This is a genomic window from Mechercharimyces mesophilus, assembly GCF_059818345.1.
The window spans coordinates 827,166-846,269 of the sequence record NZ_JCBAPH010000001.1; the positions used below are offsets into that span (position 1 = coordinate 827,166).

The following is a 19,104-nucleotide window of genomic DNA, read 5'->3' on the forward strand; positions in this document are numbered from 1 at the left end:
GCTCTTTCTTCTAACCTTTCTCCATGAGCCTACTTTACATAAACCCTTACGAAGTGTAACGGTATTTATCTATTTTTCTGGGGCTCATCCTATTTTTTTGAACAAAAGTCTCGCTTTCACGTATGATAGTAGGGATTGAAAGCGAGGTGGAAGATAGATGGATTATGAACGCTGGACGGAACTCCCATATGCAGGTGAAGAGGAAGCACCACGCAATGCGGAACAATCACTTGCAGGAACGTGGCCTCTCTTTTTTCTACGAAGAGCGCCCAATGGAATGTTTCTAGATCCGGCTGGAAGCCCCATCGGGATGGTGCGCGATCCAGAGAGGATTGACTGGAATGCGCAACTAAATGTGGTGGAGGAAACCGCACGGGGATTGACACCAGAAAAGATTGCGATCGCCAAATATTGGGGTGCAGGTCCTGGAACGAAGCAGTGGGCCCCGATGGCAGATCGACTGCTTGATACTTACATCTCAGCAGGAAATTCTGGAAATTTTCTTGTTTCCGCTCCGTGGGCTGCTCGTATCCTGGCTGCTCTTCATGCTGGAATTAATGATACCCTCGTTATTGCTTGGTATCTCAAATATAAACTGAACGTAGCTCGTCCGAATCAGCTAAACTCCGAGTTGGGTACCGTCACATGTACTCCGCGTCACCCTTCGTATGTATCTGGGCATGCTTCTATCGCAGGAGTTTCCTCAACGATACTCTCCTTTTTCTTTCCTACAGAAGAAGAGAAATTGACCGCTTTAGCAGAAGAAGCGGCGCTTTCTCGCCTTTACGGATTGGTTAATTTCCCTATTGATAATTATCAAGGATTGCGATTAGGTCGCTCCGTGGGTCGAGCGATTGTACGTACTTTATCCAATGATAAGGATGACATGCGTCATGCTGTGGATTCTCCTGTCCGTTATCAAGGAGATGCCAAATTGATCCCACCCCCCTATGAGCAGAGTATCGATTTTCCTTTCCCCTCAGATTGTGAATCCAAACTCATTTTCAGAAAAAATAGGAAGAAAAAACGACGCAAAGTGCGTCCATCGGCACAGGTTAACCAGACGAGGAGAGTACGAAAGGCAAGTAGAGACAGGAAAAGGCCTCCAGCAAAAAGACGTGCTACGAGGAGAACGAGGCGGAGAGATTAAGTGGATATCACGTAAAAACAAACAAGCGAGTATAACATGAGTTCGATAGAGGGGTGGATGGGCGGGATGATCGATGACTCTGTTTCGAGAGTAGGTGAAACTGCTCGCCCATCTTTCCGCCATCTAGGGGGCATGCATCTTCTATATTAATCTGCCTTCCAACGAAGACACCGTGCTTTTTCTAGACGTTTAGCAACAGCAGGCCAATAAACCACTTTCCACCATTCATCGATGTATTCACTCCGCCGATTGTTATACTTCAAATAATAAGCATGTTCCCAAACATCGAGCACCAATAAGGGAGTGGTCTCCCATTGAGTACCTAACTGGTGCTTTTCTACTTGCAGGATTTCGAGGTGTTGTGAGCGAGCATTCCATGTCAGGATCGCCCATCCGCTCCCTTGTACTTTGTTCGCGGTGGCAGAAAACTGTTCTTTGCAATGAGAGAAGCTCCCGAAGTAGTGCTCAATCTGTTGACGCAATAAGCCATCAGGCTCCCCTCCACCGTTGGGGCTCATAATGTTCCAGAAGATGGTGTGTAGATAATGGCCAGCACCATTAAACGCCAATTGATTTTCCCAATAAGAAATGAATGAATAATCTTTCTTTTTCCGTGCGTGTTCGAGAGCGATTTCTGCTTGATTCAGTCCATTTACATAGGCTCGATGATGAATATCATGATGCAAGCGCATCGTTTTTTCATCAATGGAAGGTTCCAAGGCATTATATGGATAGGGAAGAGGAGGAAGGCGGTGTTGACCGATGGGTGTGGGATGAAGGGAGTCTCGCTCCTCTTTGGTCATGGTAGGAGGGAGGCTGTTTGCTCCTCCCCTGTTTGCGGGTTGCTGCATGGCATGAAGGGTAAGGTGCTGATACAGGTTCCAGGCTTGATGGGCTAGCGAAGCAAGGTAGAGCGAATCATTTGGCCCTCGTTTGGCTTGATAGAGAAGATGGTGGAATTGCTTTTCGATCTGTATGATCTCTTGAGAGGAAAGTGCTGCTGCATGGTGATTTTTCATGCCATCAAGAATCCACAAACCACTTTGGCTGATTGCATCTGCTTGCGCACGACAATGGGCATGTAACATCTAGCTCGCTCCTCGTACGTCTGGGTCTTTGTATAATGTATGTAAGGAGGGGGGAAAGGTGAGCATGCTTCCTCACCTGGCTTCCAAAAAGAACGATTAAATAAAGCGATTCAGATTGGATTCGGCTGTACTCAAGGAATCTCTTAGCGCAAAAAGATTGGTTTTGCTTAAGCGTGACAACAAGCTTCGAACAAAATTTTTAAGGTTGATGCGGGCGATATATTGATGGTGATCCATTGGCTGCGATCCATACATACATTTTGGAGTGAGACTTTCTATCCATGAGGTGATGGCAGATGAAGCCAGTTTGTCATGTTGTATTAAATGAAAGACGACGGTAGTTAGACGCTCATCCTCCTCGTGGTGAAGAATAGAATGATTATTTAATAAGGTATGACCAATGGCTAATAAAATTTGGTGAAAGTGTTGTTCCGCTAATTCCTCACATAATGCCAGTTGATCCAGTACATCAGCGCCATGAGCGGCGGCATGAGCCCATCCTTTTCCTTCGACCATTCCGCGAAGATCCTTTTCTTTGTGGATATAGTGAAGAAACTGTTCAGTGGTAGTGTGTATTTTTTTCTTGGACAAGCAGGGGTGTTTCCGGTGTTGATGCAAAATCAAGGCAATGACGAGAGAGGAGAACGCCCTCGTAAATACAGCATCATCTTCTTTTTTATCGATACCGGAAAATAAATGTTGGTCATCTAGCAAGATGTCTAGTAACTGTTGGAGTTCGATCGGTTCAAAATATTGTTTTTCAATAATCCAATGATAAAATGTGGGATAAATTAATTCGTCGCGTAAAATCGGATCTGTATCTCCTATATGCTCTAACATGGCTTCCATGATGATCTTGAGCTGATCTTTTTGCTGAATAGTATAGTCGTTTTTTTCTACTTCCTTCAGAATTTGAAATAACTGATCATTTTTCATTGTGATTTATCCCCTTAAATATATTGGAGTGAAATTCTTTTATGTCTCTCTATGCGATCATAGCAAAACAACACTGACATATACTTGTCAGTGTTGTTTATATTGGGCTGATCATTTTTTTGCGAGCAGGAATACCGCTCAGAGAGGGCTGAAGATGAGCGGTATGTTCTCTAAAATAGATTGATTTTTATCTCAGGTGGGATAATGAAACCATAAGGAAACGGCATTTATGTCAACTTCCGACAGGACTATTTCTTCTCAGTGTGGTGTTCTTTTTTCTTTCGGCGTAGGATTTTCTGAATCATCGGCTGTACATAATTTCGTTTGGAGTCATGTCTTAGAATGAAGCCACCGATAAACAGGATACCGATTAGTAACAAGAAGAGCCCGCCACTAAAAGGAAGCCAAGCAAATCCTTCGCCTGCGAAGAAGTCATAGGTGACGTCGCGCATGATGGTCCAGCCCCAGATGCTGGCCACACCAGGGAGCAAAAGGATGATTAATGCTCCTAACCGTTGATAGATCATGTATTGTCAACTGCCTTTCGTTTTCCGATAACTAGAGTAGACCTTCTCTATCGTAACGCATTTTTTGTGTGATGACTATGCGGAGATCATCTACGAGATCAAGGGATTCATCTTCAGATCATATGATAAGATAGGAAGTAGAGCGATGGGGAAGGGGGATGTGTATGAAAAGGCTGTTGATTGTTGGAGCAGGCAAAGGTGGAACAGCCCTCTTACGTACGATTCATGGATTGGAGAATATTTCTGTTGTGGGTGTGGTCGATATTGATCCACATGCCCCTGCAATGGAGATCGCTCGCTCTTGGGAAATCCCCACGGGTGAAGAAGTGCAACCCTTTTTGCGTTTTCACCCGGATGTCATATTAGAGGTAACAGGGGAGCCAAAGGTATACGAAGCATTGTGTGAAAAAGTAGGTCAAAGTGCCTTAGTGGTTTCGGGTGCCGTTGCCAGCTTGATGCTCCAGCTGATTGTAGAGAAAGAAAAATGGTTTGCAGCGTGGCGAATCCGCCAGCGCGAATTGGATGCCATCGTCAATTCTACTCATGATGGCATGATTGCCGTCAATCGAGAGGGGAAAGTGACACTCTTTAATCGGGCGGCGGAACGCTTAATTGGTCTGTCTGCAGAATCGGTGATGGGGACCTGGGTAGAAGAGTCGATCCCCAATACGCGCCTCGACTATGTGCTGCAACAGGGAAAACCGGAACTGAACCGTCAGCAAAAGCTAATCAATGGGGTAAGTATTGTAACGAACCGCGTTCCGGTGAAGACCAAAGCGGGCGAAGTGATTGGTGCGGTAGCCGTTTTTCGCGATGTGACGGAGGTTCTGTCACTTACGCAACAGGTGACGGATTTGGAAAGTATGCGAAGTCTCCTGCAAGCGATTATCAACTCATCCGATGATGCCATCTCAGTTGTGGATGCGAATGGGAAGGGGTTGTTGATTAATCCGGCATATACGCGTTTGACAGGGCTTTCCCCGGAGGATGTGATTGGAAAGCCGGCGGAGACCGATATATCAGAAGGGGAAAGCATCCACATGAAAGTTCTTCGTACCAATAAAGCGATTCGTGGTGCACGGATGAAGGTCGGCCCTCTACGTAAAGATGTTGTGGTCAACGTGGCGCCGATTGTCATTGGAGAAGAGCAGAAAGGGAGCGTCGGCATTATTCATGATATGTCGGAAATGAAATCGCTCTATAATGAATTAGAAAAAGCGAGGCGTATTATCCGTACCTTGGAAGCGAAATATACATTTTCTGATATTATTGGTGATAGCAAAGTGATGCAAACGGCTTTTACGCAAGCAAAACAAGCCGCCAGTACACCTGCGACCGTACTCTTGCGGGGGGAATCTGGGACAGGAAAAGAGCTTTTTGCCCATGCCATTCACCACGATTCGGATCGGAAGTACCATCAATTTATCCGAGTCAATTGTGCTGCTATCTCTGAATCCCTGTTAGAAAGTGAACTATTTGGTTATGAAGAAGGGGCATTTACGGGGGCTCGTCGCGGTGGGAAAAAGGGATTATTTGAAGAGGCGAGCGGGGGAACAATTTTTCTAGATGAAATTGGAGAGCTTGCACCTGGCATTCAGGCAAAATTGTTACGCGTTCTGCAGGAAAAGGAAGTCGTGCGTGTCGGTGGCACGAAACCGATTCCGATCGATGTACGGGTGCTGGCAGCGACCAATGTTGATTTGGAACAGGCGATTTCGGAGCAACGTTTTCGGAAAGACCTCTTTTATCGTCTCAATGTACTCCCCATATTCATTCCCTCACTACGAGAGCGAATGGAAGACCTGCATGCTCTCTCCATTCACTTAATAAAGAAGTTTAATCAAGAGTATGGCCGTAATGTAGAAGAGATTAACCCCAAGGCGATTAGCGAGCTACAACGTTATTATTGGCCGGGTAACGTGAGAGAGCTGGAGAATGTATTGGGTCGAGCGATGATTCATATGCCCTTTCATGAGCGTGTCATGCAAGCGGATCATCTCCCTCTGTTATCGGAGAGAAGAGACAGGGGATATGTGGCGAAGAATCACGAACGGAGTGAACAGCCATCGCTACAAGAGATACTGGATGATACGGAAAAGGAACATATCTATCAGGTATTGGAAGATAATAATGGGAACAAGACAAAGACGGCGAAGCAGCTAGGCATTTCCATTCGCAGTCTTTACTATAAACTGGAAAAATACGAACTTGACTCACACTAACCTCCTTTATGTCTGCAATTTTTTGCAGGCAATGACATGCGCTATCTCTGCAAATGATTGCAGACTTTCGGAATGGAATTCGCTTTTTAATTGACAGAAGAAGACTTTTTTTGACTGTCAAACCAGGGATAGAAGCCTTTTTTTTGTATCTCTCAAAAAGTTGGCATGGAAATTGCATTTAATTTAGAGTGAAAGGCTCTCGTGCCAGCTAGTACTAAGAAATGTAGAAAGACGAGGTGGGATAGATGACTCTCCTACGTCATTTTGATGAAGTAATAAATACAGTCAAAGCATACGAGCCTGTTACGATTGCCGTAGCGGCGGCTGCCGATCGTAATGTGATGGAAGCCATCACCGATGCGCAACAGCAAGGAATTGCCAACTTCATCTTGATTGATGATCGTGAAGAGATTGAGCGGATTGCTGAGTTGAACCACTTTTCCCTGCAAGAGGTGGAAGTGATTCATCAACCTGTGCAGGCAAAAGCGGCTAGCGAAGCCGTGCGACTCGTGAAAGAACAAAAAGCAGATATCGTGATGAAAGGCATGATTCAGACAGCCGACTTCTTGCGTGCCGTTCTGCATAAAGAAAACGGGTTAGCACAAGGGAAGGTATTAAGTCATGTGGCGGCTTTTCAGATTCCTGGCTATGACCGGCTGGTGTTGGTGACGGATTCTGGATTAAATATTGCACCAACTTTAAACGAAAAAAAGCAAATCATCGAGAATGCTGTCTCTCTCGGTCATTCGTTAGGAGTGGCAGAACCGAAGGTAGCCATATTAGGGGCGATCGAATTGGTAAACCCCAATATGCCACCTACGATGGATGCTGCTGTGCTGACGCAAATGAATCGCCGAGGCCAAATTAAAGGGGCTCTTGTGGATGGCCCACTGGCCCTAGATAGTGCTATCTCATGGGAATCAGCGCAGCAAAAAGGAATTGAAAGTGCTGTTGCGGGTCAGGCAGATGTATTGATGGTGCCCAATATCGAATCAGGTAATATTTTATACAAAGCACTTTCGTATTTTGCCCACAGCCAGATCGGATCATTGGTTGTAGGAGCATCTGCACCTGTGGTGCTTACTTCTCGTGCAGATGGTCATGAAAACAAGTTGCGCTCGATCGCATTAGCCGCTTTACAAGCGCGCCAACAAAAAGCAAGAACAAGGAGGAGTTTGTAATGAACTTATTTACTCGCATGGAGGAATACGATTATGAGCAATTGGTATTCTGTCATGATAAAAACTCCGGCCTCAAGGCCATTATCTGTATCCATGATACGACGTTAGGACCTGCTTTAGGTGGAACACGTATGTGGACGTATAAGACCGAAGAAGAGGCGATCGAGGATGTCTTACGACTGGCTCGTGGGATGACATATAAAAACGCTGCTGCAGGCTTAAATATTGGTGGCGGAAAAACCGTGATTATTGGTGACCCGAAAAAAGATAAGAGTGAAGAGATGTTCCGCGCATTTGGTCGTTACATTCAAGGGCTTAATGGCCGCTACATTACAGCGGAAGATGTAGGGACGACAGTGGAGGACATGGATCTTATTCATCAAGAGACCAACTTTGTTACCGGTGTTTCCCCAGAGTTTGGTTCCAGCGGGAATCCTTCTCCAGTAACCGCTTACGGTGTTTATCGTGGCGTAAAAGCAGCAGCCAAAGAGGCTTTTGGCGATGATTCCCTTGAAGGAAAAACGGTGGCTGTGCAGGGGGTAGGTAGTGTAGCTTATACGTTGTGTAAGCACCTGCATGAAGAAGGGGCCAAACTGATCGTAACGGATATCAATAAGCAAAACATGGAACGAGCGGTGCGTGATTTCGGTGCAGAAACCGTAGCGCCGGATAAAATTTATGATGTTGCCTGTGACATCTTCTCACCATGCGCTCTCGGGGCCATCATCAATGACGATACCCTGCCACGCTTTCAATGCAAAGTCATTGCTGGTGCTGCCAATAACCAACTAAAAGCAGACCATCACGGAAAAGAATTACAAGAACGTGGGATTGTCTATGCGCCAGATTATGTGATCAACGCAGGTGGCGTATTTAACGTTGCCGATGAGCTGATCGGCTATAACCGTGAGCGGGCGATGAAGCGTGTAGAAAGTATTTATGACAACATTGAGCGTGTATTTACCATTGCCAAGCGAGATGGCATTTCGAGTAATTTAGCAGCGGATCGGATGGCGGAAGAGCGAATCGCATCGGTGCGTCAATCGCGCAGTATGTTCTTGCGCAATGAGCAAAGTATTTTGGACCGCTAATCTTTCGAGCTAGTTGGTAGTAGGAGAAATGGAGTGTTGGATGTGCATGAGACGATTCGGGTACTGGCGATCAACCCGGGATCGACTTCCACCAAAATCGCCGTTTATGACGATGAAAAAGAAGTCGTAGTAGAAACGTTACGCCATGACGGGGAGACCTTAGCGAACTACCCCGAGTTATTTGACCAGTATAAGTATCGCAAGCAGTTGATTTTGGAGACGCTGGATCGGGAAGGGATTAATCTGACGCGACTAAATGCGGTGGTGGGTCGTGGGGGCTTGCTCCGTCCGATACCAGGAGGAACGTACCCCGTCAATGAAGAAATGATTAACGACCTCCGATCTGGCCAGTATGGGACCCATGCATCCAATTTAGGGGCGGTTTTGGCTCACGAGATTGCTTCTAGCTTAAACATCCCCTCTTTTATTGTGGATCCCGTCGTGGTGGATGAATACGAACCCATCGCCCGTGTCTCTGGCGTACCGGAGATAGAACGGCGCAGTATCTTCCACGCGTTGAATCAAAAAGCCGTAGCGCGGCGTGTATCGATGAAGCTGGATCGCCCCTATGAAGAGCTAAACTTCATTATCGCCCACATGGGGGGCGGAATTACGGTCGGTGCTCATCAGCGGGGACGAGTGATCGATGTGAATAATGGCCTCCATGGGGAAGGTCCGTTTTCCCCAGAGCGAGCAGGCACCCTGCCCGTCGGAGACCTCATCGCACTCAGTTTCTCCGGGAAGTACTTTGCGAGCGAAATCATGAAAATGATTGTTGGAAACGGTGGGCTGATGGGTTACTTAGGGACCAATGATGCACGTGAGGTAGAAGAGCGCATGGAACAGGGAGAGCAAGAAGCGCGTTTAGTCTATGAGGCGATGGCTTATCAAGTTGCGAAAGAAATCGGTGCTTATGCGACCGTATTGAAAGGACAAGTCGATCGCATCATTCTCACAGGCGGGCTTGCTTACGGTCAGGTGTTTTGTGATTGGATTCGTGAAAGAGTCTCTTGGATTGCCGATGTGGAGGTCATTCCGGGAGAAAATGAGATGCAAGCGCTTACAGAAGGAGCTTTGCGTGTGTTGCGCGGGCAAGAAGAAGCCGCCATCTATACATCATTATAGGAATCAGAGAAAGGAGTGGAGAGGTTGGCAACCAATTATGATGTCGTCGTATTAGGAGCCGGTCCCGGTGGCTATGTTGCAGCCATTCGAGCTGCACAACTGGGAAAAAAGGTGGCCGTTGTCGAAAAAGAAAAGGTAGGCGGCGTTTGTTTACACAAAGGATGCATTCCTTCCAAGTCGATGCTACGTAGTGCCGAGCTCTATCACCAGATGCAGCATAGTGAAGAATATGGGATTGCGGTGGGCGATGTGCGCCTCGATATGAATTTGGTGCAACAACGCAAAGGCAAAGTAGTGGACCAGCTTCATAAAGGGGTGCAGAGCCTTTTAAAGCAACACGATATCTCCGTTTATGAAGGGATTGGGCGCATCTTAGGACCTTCGATCTTTTCCCCTCAACCGGGAACGATAGCGGTTGAAAAAGCAGATGGTAGTGAAGCGGAGATGCTGATTCCGGATAATGTGATCATCGCAACCGGTTCGCGTCCGCGTTCGCTTCCTGGTCTAGAGCTAGACGGCGAATATATTCTTAACTCCGATCATGCTCTGCAATTAGAGAAGTTACCAGCATCGATGGTGATCATCGGTGGTGGCGTGATCGGAATTGAATGGGCATCCATGTTAAACGACTTTGGTGTGGATGTGACTGTTGTGGAATTTGCTGAGCGGATTCTTCCTTTTGAAGATGTGGACGTGAGCAAAGAAATGACCCGCCTATTGAAAAAACGAAAAGTAAAAGTACACACCAACGCGAAAGTCTTGTCAGACAGCGTTCAGGTGGGAGAAGGAAGCGTCAATCTCCAGGCAGAAAAAGATGGGAAAACGTTGGATCTGCAGGCGGAACGTGTCTTGGTTTGCGTGGGTCGCGAGCCGAACACCGCAGGAATTGGCATTGAAAATACGGCCATCAAAGTGGAAAAAGGCATCGTTCAGGTAAATGATGTGATGCAGACAGCGGAGAAACATATCTATGCTATTGGGGATATTGTGGGTGGTTATCAGCTGGCCCATGTGGCTTCTCACGAAGGCATAACGGCAGCCGAACATCTGGCGGGAGGAGACCCGCATCCACTCGATCCATCGATGGTACCCCGCTGTACCTACAGTCGTCCTGAAGTAGGAAGTATTGGGCTATCGGAAGCGGAAGCGAAGGAGCAAGGCTTTGATGTTAAGGTGGGCAAGCTTCCTTTCCGCTCCATTGGGAAATCCATCGTATACGGCGAAGTGGACGGCTTTATCAAAATTATTTCGGATAAAGAGACAGAAGACCTTTTAGGGGTTCATATTATTGGTCCTCATGCGACCGACCTGATATCGGAAGCAGGATTGGCGAAAGTATTGGATGCAACACCATGGGAGATCAGTCATACTGTTCATCCTCATCCAACACTATCTGAGATCTACGCAGAGGGTGCGATGAAGGTAGATGGTAAGGCGATACACGGTTAAGTGAAAGAGAAGAGGTAGGCAGTCAGAAGCAGGAAAAAAGAAATAACAGAGTGTAAAGATAGGGAGTAGAGTAGGGTGAAGAAGGAGGAGAAAGAAGGCAAAGCTGATTCTAGCCTCCTGTCTTCAACCTCTAGCTTCCCAATAAAGGAGTGAACAATAATGGCAACATCCAGGCACGTTCAATTAGGATTAACAGATGAAGATGTACTTAGCATGTACCGCTACATGCTCTTAGCGCGCCGTATCGATGAGCGCATGTGGTTGTTAAACCGTGCAGGCAAGATCCCTTTTGTTATCTCTTGTCAAGGACAGGAAGGGATTCAAGTGGGAGCAACTTTCGCTTTGGATCGCGAAAAGGACTGGTTGTGTCCCTACTACCGTGATTTAGGGATGGCCCTTGTCTTTGGACAAACGGCACAGGATCAGATGTTATGTGCTTTTGCCAAGAAAGATGAACCCAATAGCGGTGGTCGTCAAATGCCGGGACACTATGGGGATGCACGCTACCGTATCGTCTCTGGTTCCAGCCCGGTAACGACCCAGCTTCTGCACGCCGTGGGTATTGGATTGGCGGGTAAAATGGAAGGCAAAGATCATGTGGCCCTTACCTGCTTTGGCGAGGGGTCCAGCAACCAAGGTGATTTCCATGAGGGGCTCAACTTTGCCGGAGTACATAAATTGCCGGTGATCTTCCTCTGTGAAAATAATAAATACGCCATCTCCGTTCCACTGAGCAAACAATTGGCTGGAGGAAGTGTGGCAGCACGTGGCGCAGGTTATGGTATGCCAGGAATTCAGGTAGATGGAAATGATCCCCTTGCTGTATATGAAGTGATGAAAGAGGCAGTTGATCGTGCTCGCCGTGGCGATGGTCCTACTTTGGTCGAAGCGATTTCCTATCGTCTGGTTCCACACTCCAGTGATGATGATGATAGTACCTATCGTGAGAAGAAAGAAGTGGAAGAGGCACGCGCACAAGATTCTTTGGTCCAGTTCCGCGCTTACTTATTGGAAGCAGGTGTGCTGACGGAAGAGAAGGAAAAAGCGATGAACGATGAGATCGCACACGAAATTGATGAAGCGACAGACTTTGGGGAGAGCGCTCCCTTGCCTGATCCAAGTGAAATGGCAACACATGTATATGCAGAGGAAGCGGAATAGGAGGCGAGTGAGATATGCCGGTAATGTCATATATTGATGCTGTGACGAAAGCGTTGGCAGAAGAGATGCGACGCGACGAAAATGTATTTGTCTTAGGGGAAGATGTGGGTGTACGCGGTGGTGTATTTCGTGCTACCGCTGGTCTGATCGAAGAGTTTGGCGAAGAGCGCGTAATAGATACTCCCTTAACCGAATCGGCTATTGCAGGTGTTTCCATCGGTGCCTCGGTCTACGGCAAACGCCCGGTAGCAGAGATGCAATTTGCTGATTTTATTATGCCCGCATTGAATCAGATTGTGAGTGAAGCCGCCAAAATGCGCTATCGCTCCAATAATACGTTCCACTGCCCTATGGTGATTCGTGCTCCTTATGGGGGAGGGGTGCACGGCGCCCTTTATCATTCGCAAAGTGTGGAAGCGCTGTTTACTTCTGTGCCAGGTCTTAAAGTGGTGATGCCTTCGACGCCATACGATGTGAAGGGACTACTTAAGGCAGCCGTTCGCGACGAAGATCCTGTTATCTTTTTTGAGCACAAGCGTTGCTACCGTTTGATCAAAGGGGAAGTACCGGATGAGGATTACACCTTGCCGATCGGGAAAGCGGATGTGAAGCGGGAAGGCACGGATGTGACGGTAATCTCTTATGGACTGACGCTCCACTTTGCGCTGCAAGCGGCAGAGGAATTGGAGAAAGAGGGCATCAGTGTTCATGTCTTGGATCTTCGTACGGTGCAACCGCTAGATAAAGAAGCGATTCTGGAGGCGACGGCCAAGACGGGGAAAGTACTTATTGTTCATGAAGATAATAAATCAGGTGGTGTGGGTGGCGAAGTATCCGCGATTATTGCAGAAGAAGCCCTTTTTGAGCTCGATGCCCCTATTCAACGCTTGTGTGGCCCGGACGTTCCGGCGATGCCCTACAGTGGACCACTGGAAAAAGAATTTATGCTCAACCCGGAAAAAGTAGCTACTGCCATCCGTGAATTGGCGGAGTTTTAATTGCGATAGTTGGAAGGAGGAAAATTCATGGCAACCGATGTTACGATGCCGCAATTAGGCGAGAGTGTGACCGAGGGGACCATTTCCAATTGGTTGGTCTCACCAGGTGACGAAGTAAGCAAGTATCAGCCCTTATGCGAAGTAGAAACGGATAAAGTAAATGCAGAAGTACCGGCTACCTTTGCAGGCAAGGTGACAGAGCTTTTGGCAGAGGAAGGGCAGACCATCGCCGTGGGCGAATTGATCTGTCGCATTCAACAAGAGGGTGAAGCAGCAACGCCCGCACCAGAAGCATCCTCAGGAAAAACGGCGGAGAAATCTACTCAAGCATCTACAGGAGCACCCTCTTCATCTCAAGCGAAGCAGCCGGCAGGAGAGAAGGCATCTCCTGCGAAACAAGATCGCTCGCAGAAAGCGCGCTATTCCCCAGCGGTGATGCGACTGGCGCAAGAAAATGATATTGATCTCACGCAGGTTGCAGGCAGGGGCAAAGGAGGACGGATCACCCGTAAGGATATTTTACAGGTGATTGAACAAGGAGGAACCCCAGCGGCAGCCGAAGCGTCATCTTCGACTACAGAGGCGCCCTCTACCGCTCCGTCGTCAACGCCTGCTAGCACTTCTAAGCCGGCATCAGCACCAAAAGAGGTTGATTTAGAAGAAGGCGATCAAGAAATCCCGTTGACGACCGTGCGCAAAACCATTGCCCAACGCATGTCGCAAAGTAAGCACGAAGCTCCCCATGCTTGGACGATGGTAGAAGCGGATGTGACGGGACTTGTGCAACTACGTAAGAAAATGAAAGATGATTTCAAACAACGGGAAGGCATTAGCCTGACGTATATGCCATTCTTTATCAAGGCTGTCGTCGATTCGATGAAGGAATTCCCGCACCTGAACTCTGTATGGGGTGGAGACAAGATCATTTTGAAGAAGCGCATCAACATTTCGATCGCGGTGGCGACTGATGATGCTCTCTATGTTCCTGTTATCCATGATGCGGATGAGAAGAGCGTGCTGGGGCTGGCGAAAGCCGTTCATCGTCTTGCTGAAAAAACCAGGGATGGGAAATTATCGATGGAGGATCTACAAGGTGGTACCTTCACGGTGAATAATACCGGTTCCTTTGGTTCGATCGCTTCACAGCCGATTATTAACTATCCACAGGCGGCCATTATCTCGATGGAATCGATCGTGAAGAAACCGGTCATCAAAGACGATATGATTGCCGTGCGTGATCATGTGAACCTCTGTCTCTCTTTGGATCATCGCATCCTGGATGGGTTGATGGCAGGACGCTTCTTGCAACGTGTCAAAGAACGTCTAGAAGCGTACGGCCCGCAAACACAGTTGTAATCACAGAAGAGATCACACCGAAATATTATTGATAAGAAAAGCCCTTCCCTTCGCCACTTCTGTAGCGAAGGGAAGGGCTATTTGTTTATCTGCTTCGATGGGGTGATCATAGGAGGGCGATCCCATCCGGTCTATCCGTCTCTTTCGTATTCAAAACTCGCAGTCTAGGTCTTGGAACGCTATATCCATCTTAACCAATCCCCCATTCTCTTCATATGCTAAGGTAGTGAATGGCAGAGGGGAGAGGGTAGCGGTGAAAGTGAAAACCTCCAACGAAATACAGACAAGGTCTAAGGTGCTAGCAGAGGACCTGCTAACATTTGTTCATGATGAAGGTCGATATAGAGTAAGAGGCACACAACTAGAGGAGGATTGGCTACAACTTATCTGTACGGCTGATGGAGTGGAGTTTGTCGACGGAACTACCATGATGGAGCATGTGTCTGCTAGTGGTATGAACGAGCAAGAAAAAAACAACTTGTCCTCCCCTGTTCTTCCTCCTTCTCCCTTCCTTACTCTTCGCTTTCTACATACAGATGGGAAGGGGAGAATGGAAGGGAGAGAGCCTCTTCCCCATTGCGTTTCCGGTGAATTTAAGAAAGTGGTCTATAAGGAGATGTGGTCCGGTATTTCTGCGATCTTCTCTGGGCAACAGGGGCATTTAAAATACGATATGATGGTGGAGCCGGGTGCTCCCATAGAGAATATTGCTTTTCGATACGAAGGGGCTCATCAAATGTCTATTGACAATGGCATGTTGGTTATTCACACCCCACGAGGAATACTATACGAGCAGAAGCCGATAAGCTTTCAAGAAGTTAATGGAGAAATTCAGCGGATTCCAACCTCTTTTATCCTCCGTGATGACCAGAGTGTCGGGTTTAAAGTGGAAAAAGCGTATCGCCACGATCTTCCCTTGCTTATTGATCCGGTTGTAATTTACTCTACCTTGGTTGGGGGACCGGGAATAGATGCTTCGATCATTTTTTTGAATAAAATGACGGTAAATTCAGAGCAAAATGCCTTTATTACAGGCCAAACAACCTCCACCCAATTTCCCGTAACAAGTGGTGTATTTCAAACTCAATTACGCGGGGTGGCAAGTGCTTATGTAACCAAACTAGCTAGTACCGGGTCTTCCCTCATCTATTCGACGTATCTGGGGAAGAATGCGATTGGTTCGAACATTGCGGTGGATTCAGTGGATAACGCCTATGTGACCGGGGTCACCACGTCTACTCAATATCCGGTGACTAGTGGTGCCTTTCAAACCCAGTTTAAGGGCATAATCGATATTTTTGTTAGCAAATTAAATGCGACAGGAAGCTCCCTTATTTATTCCACCTATTTAGGAGGAGATGGTAGTGATTTTGCTTTCGGCATTGCGGTAGACTCACTGAATTTTGCCTATGTGACAGGAGAAACGGTATCAACTGATTTCCCCATTACAAGCAATGCTTTTCAAACCCAGAAGGGGAGGATGGGGGATGTCTTTGTCACCAAATTGAACACGAGTGGCTCGTCTCTGGTCTTTTCCACTTTTCTGGGAGGAAGTGCGGAAGATATGGGCAGTGACATTGCTGTGGACTCGCTTTTCCGCCCTTATGTGACAGGAGAGACGGAGTCAATGGATTTCCCCGTAACGAATGGAGCTTTTCAGACGGTTTACAAAGGAGAAACAGACGCCTTTATAACCAAATTGGCTGCGGATGGAGAGACGGTGTTGTTCTCTACTTTCTTAGGTGGTCGAGAGGAGGATAGGGGGCAGGGGATTGCGGTTGATGAGATCAATGAAGTTTATGTTGTGGGTAGAACGGAATCCACTGATTTTCCCGTTACCATGGGGGCTTTTCAGACCCTCCTTTCAGGAGGAGGAGATGCCTTTGTGACGAAAATAGAGAGCTCTGGTCGTTTTCTATGCTACTCCACTCTTTTAGGGGGGAGTGATTCTGAAAATGGACTGGGTATTGTAGTGAACTCATTTGATGAGGCTTGGGTGACGGGAAGCACGATATCGACTGATTATCCACTTACCTCAGATGCTTTTCAAGCGAACAAACGAGGAGTTAGTGCCGCTTTTCTAACCTCGCTCAGTTTTGCAGGAACGGGATTGAGTTATTCTTCTTATCTAGGTGGGAGTTTGGGGGCAACTCTAGGTTCAGGGATAGCGATTGATAAGGAAGATAATGTTTACTTTACAGGTGTTACTACGGCATCAGATTTTCCTACAACATCCCGTGCATTTCAAAGGAAATTTGCTGGGGGACTTGATCCCTATGTCCTCAAGCTAGGCCAACGTGTACAGAGAGGAGCAACCGGTCCAGTAGGTGCACGAGGTCCACAAGGCAGAAGAGGGCCACGAGGACCTCGTGGAGCGAGAGGCCGTTCGAGTGGAGGAGAAATTAGTCATTAGGAATGGCGAGCATTTTAGACTACTCATCAACCAGGCGCGAGAGAACAGGATGCTCCCATGTTTAATTGCTTTCATCCGGGGCGTGTGGCACCAACCATGCGGGTTTTCTACAAAATAGCGAAAGGGATGAGTAGCTCGGTTGCCCCTCATTCTTTCGTTTTTATAAGGAGGAGAATAAGTGAAACAAGAGGCTATGCCTTTATCCCCACGCTTTACCGTGGAGAATGTTGAGGCCAAAAAAAGTGCTCCTATTTATCGTGCACAAGGGGAGCGTGGCGATGTTCTTTTTTTTATTGATCGCGTCGAGCTCCTTTTTTTCACCGATTCACATCAGGAAAAATTGATCCTTCGCTTTGAAAATGTTCATCCGATGAACAATGTTCAGGTCTATTTTAACGAATATCATCTTATTTATAGAGAGCTATGGAAAGGAATCGATCTGGTTTTTCTACTCACTGATGAGCAATTGAAATATGATGTCCTTGTTTATCCAGAAGCTACGATAAGTGATATTTGTTTTCGCTATGAGGGTGGAGAGGAAGTCGCTTTGAGTGAGCAGGGAGATATAGTTGTAACCGCCTCTTACGGAGTTCTCCATGAGAAGAGACCTTTCAGTTACCAATATGTCGGGAATGAAAAGAAGAGGGTCCCCTCGAAGTTTCAATTGCATGCGGATGGCTCTATCGGTTTTTTACTAAGCCGCAAAAGTTATGATCCAACAAAAATTCTGGTGATTGATCCCGTGGTGTTTTATTCCTCTTACTTAGGTGGCAGATTGGAGGATATTGGGCGTGGAATCGCTGTGGATGATGCAGGGAGTGCCTATGTCACAGGGCAGACAGAATCACCCAATTTCCCTGTTACCTCAGGTGCATTTCAAACTTCATTAAATTCTATAAATATTGATGCATTTGTTAGCAAGTTTACACCTAGTGGAAGTTCACTCGTTTATTCGACTTTTATCGGTGGAATAGGCAATGATTCGGGTGCGAGTGTAGCCGTAGATAAGGTGGGAGATGCCTATGTGACAGGATTTACAGATTCAGAGAACTTTCCGATCACCCCTAACGCCTTTCAGACAGTAAATTTCGGTTTGGTGGCCTTTGTATCCAAGCTAAATGCACAAGGGAACTCATTGATTTACTCCACTTATCTCGGCGGAAGACTCATCGATTTTGCAAATGATATCGTAGTGGATGAAGACCTCCATGCTTATGTAACAGGAACCACAGCCTCTCGTAATTTTCCGGTTACCCCTGGTTCGTTTCAGACCGTTTTAGGTGGAGAGGAGGATGCTTTTCTAACGAAGTTTAGTCGATCAGGTAGCTCTTTATTATACTCCACGTTTCTAGGTGGAACGAAATGTGATAACGGAAATGGGATCGCACGAACAGACGAGAACGAGGTTTATGTGACGGGATTCACAAATTCCACTAACTTTCCTATTGTCGCGGGTGTTTTTCAAACGATGTATGGTGGAGGAGGCAGCGATGCTTTTGTCAGCAAATTGAATGCTTTTGGATCGTCACTCGTCTACTCTACTTATTTAGGTGGTAGATCTGTAGAACAAGGAAATGCTGTCGATGTGGATGGAGAGGGCAACGCCTATGTGATTGGCACAACCGCCTCCAGTAACTTTCCCATCACCGCACATGCTTTTCAGACCATCGTAAAGGTTGCTTCTCCTTTTGTCACAAAATTGAATAGCAGAGGAGAAACGTTACAATATTCTACATTTGTCGGAGGAAGTTCTCTTGATCAAGGGTTGGGCATTGCAGTAGATTCCTTTGGAGGTGCCTGGATTACAGGATTTACGGAGTCGCTTGATTTTCCAGTAACCTCGGATGCTTTTCAAAGGAGAAAAGCTGGGATTTCGGATGCTTACCTTACACAACTCCAGTATGCCGGTCAAGGAATTTCTTTTTCTTCTTATCTTGGTGGGAGCAGTAGTGAGGAGGGAAACGATTTAGTATTGGATAGTCAGGGGAATGTATATGTCACAGGGTGTACGTTCTCTGGAAATTTCCCCACTACTTTTGGTGCTTTCCAGAAGAATTTTGAGGAGGGCATCCAAGATGCTTTTGTTGCAAAAGTTGGTTCGCTGAGAAGGATAACGGGACCATCAGGGGCAATCGGAGCACAAGGTCCACGCGGTCCCCGTGGAGCGAGAGGGGCAAGAGGGATCGATGGAGAGATAAAAAATTAAAATCATGAAACATTGACAGCTTTGTGCATATACTGATAGCAGGAAGTGGATCCTGTTGGATTGAATTTTGTGACAAAAGCATTTGAAAGCTCCTGCAAAGATGGTTTGAAAGGCCCCTGTAGTGAGAGGTTAGCGAAGGAAAGAGGGACAGTACCCCGGCTGTCCCTCTTTCTGTTGATTGGAATAGTTGCTTAATAGGCA

At 46.9% G+C, this 19,104-nt stretch carries 13 protein-coding genes and 1 pseudogene; 11 read left to right on the plus strand and 3 right to left on the minus strand.

What is annotated here, in order from left to right:
- Positions 1–157 precede the first annotated feature (157 nt).
- Positions 158–1,150 (plus strand): vanadium-dependent haloperoxidase, encoded by a 993-nt coding sequence (locus AC6RGY_RS04280; protein ID WP_499859955.1) that lies wholly within the window; start codon positions 158–160, stop codon positions 1,148–1,150.
- A 146-nt stretch (positions 1,151–1,296) separates the two neighbouring features.
- On the opposite strand, the pseudogene AC6RGY_RS04285 reads toward AC6RGY_RS04280, so the two are convergent.
- The 3 genes and pseudogenes from AC6RGY_RS04285 to AC6RGY_RS04295 form a co-directional block, all read right to left on the minus strand.
- Positions 1,297–1,977: pseudogene (locus AC6RGY_RS04285) on the minus strand (superoxide dismutase); the annotation flags it as partial.
- Between the two features lie 357 nt (positions 1,978–2,334).
- Positions 2,335–3,174, minus strand: coding sequence for a DUF2785 domain-containing protein (locus AC6RGY_RS04290; RefSeq protein WP_499859956.1), 840 nt, complete (start codon positions 3,172–3,174; stop codon positions 2,335–2,337).
- A 248-nt stretch (positions 3,175–3,422) separates the two neighbouring features.
- On the minus strand, positions 3,423–3,701 hold the full coding sequence (locus AC6RGY_RS04295) for a DUF2627 family protein (protein WP_499859957.1): 279 nt from the start codon (positions 3,699–3,701) through the stop codon (positions 3,423–3,425).
- Positions 3,702–3,865: 164 nt separating this feature from the next.
- On the opposite strand from AC6RGY_RS04295, the gene AC6RGY_RS04300 reads away from it, so the two are divergent.
- From AC6RGY_RS04300 to AC6RGY_RS04345, 10 genes are all read left to right on the plus strand, one after another.
- On the plus strand, positions 3,866–5,923 hold the full coding sequence (locus tag AC6RGY_RS04300) for a sigma-54 interaction domain-containing protein (protein WP_499859958.1): 2,058 nt from the start codon (positions 3,866–3,868) through the stop codon (positions 5,921–5,923).
- Positions 5,924–6,168: 245 nt separating this feature from the next.
- Complete coding sequence (locus AC6RGY_RS04305; protein WP_499859959.1) at positions 6,169–7,104, plus strand: phosphate butyryltransferase; 936 nt, start codon at positions 6,169–6,171, stop codon at positions 7,102–7,104.
- Complete coding sequence (locus AC6RGY_RS04310; RefSeq protein WP_499859960.1) at positions 7,104–8,195, plus strand: Glu/Leu/Phe/Val family dehydrogenase; 1,092 nt, start codon at positions 7,104–7,106, stop codon at positions 8,193–8,195. Before AC6RGY_RS04305 ends, AC6RGY_RS04310 begins: the two co-directional genes overlap by 1 nt.
- A 42-nt stretch (positions 8,196–8,237) precedes the next feature.
- Positions 8,238–9,320 (plus strand): butyrate kinase, encoded by a 1,083-nt coding sequence (buk, locus tag AC6RGY_RS04315; RefSeq protein ID WP_499861460.1) that lies wholly within the window; start codon positions 8,238–8,240, stop codon positions 9,318–9,320.
- 24 nt (positions 9,321–9,344) lie between these two features.
- Positions 9,345–10,769 carry a dihydrolipoyl dehydrogenase gene (gene lpdA, locus AC6RGY_RS04320; RefSeq protein ID WP_499859961.1) on the plus strand — a complete coding sequence of 475 codons (1,425 nt, stop codon included), beginning with the start codon at positions 9,345–9,347 and terminating at the stop codon, positions 10,767–10,769.
- A gap of 159 nt (positions 10,770–10,928) precedes the next feature.
- Positions 10,929–11,930: a thiamine pyrophosphate-dependent dehydrogenase E1 component subunit alpha gene (locus AC6RGY_RS04325; RefSeq protein WP_499859962.1), complete on the plus strand. Its 1,002-nt coding sequence runs from the start codon at positions 10,929–10,931 to the stop codon at positions 11,928–11,930.
- A 14-nt stretch (positions 11,931–11,944) separates the two neighbouring features.
- Positions 11,945–12,928, plus strand: coding sequence for an alpha-ketoacid dehydrogenase subunit beta (locus AC6RGY_RS04330; protein WP_499859963.1), 984 nt, complete (start codon positions 11,945–11,947; stop codon positions 12,926–12,928).
- A 27-nt stretch (positions 12,929–12,955) separates the two neighbouring features.
- Positions 12,956–14,284 (plus strand): dihydrolipoamide acetyltransferase family protein, encoded by a 1,329-nt coding sequence (locus tag AC6RGY_RS04335; protein ID WP_499859964.1) that lies wholly within the window; start codon positions 12,956–12,958, stop codon positions 14,282–14,284.
- A gap of 253 nt (positions 14,285–14,537) precedes the next feature.
- Positions 14,538–16,697 (plus strand): SBBP repeat-containing protein, encoded by a 2,160-nt coding sequence (locus AC6RGY_RS04340; RefSeq protein ID WP_499859965.1) that lies wholly within the window; start codon positions 14,538–14,540, stop codon positions 16,695–16,697.
- Between the two features lie 178 nt (positions 16,698–16,875).
- A complete protein-coding gene (locus tag AC6RGY_RS04345) occupies positions 16,876–18,903 on the plus strand; it encodes an SBBP repeat-containing protein (protein WP_499859966.1) in 2,028 nt (675 codons plus the stop codon).
- Positions 18,904–19,104 lie beyond the last annotated feature (201 nt).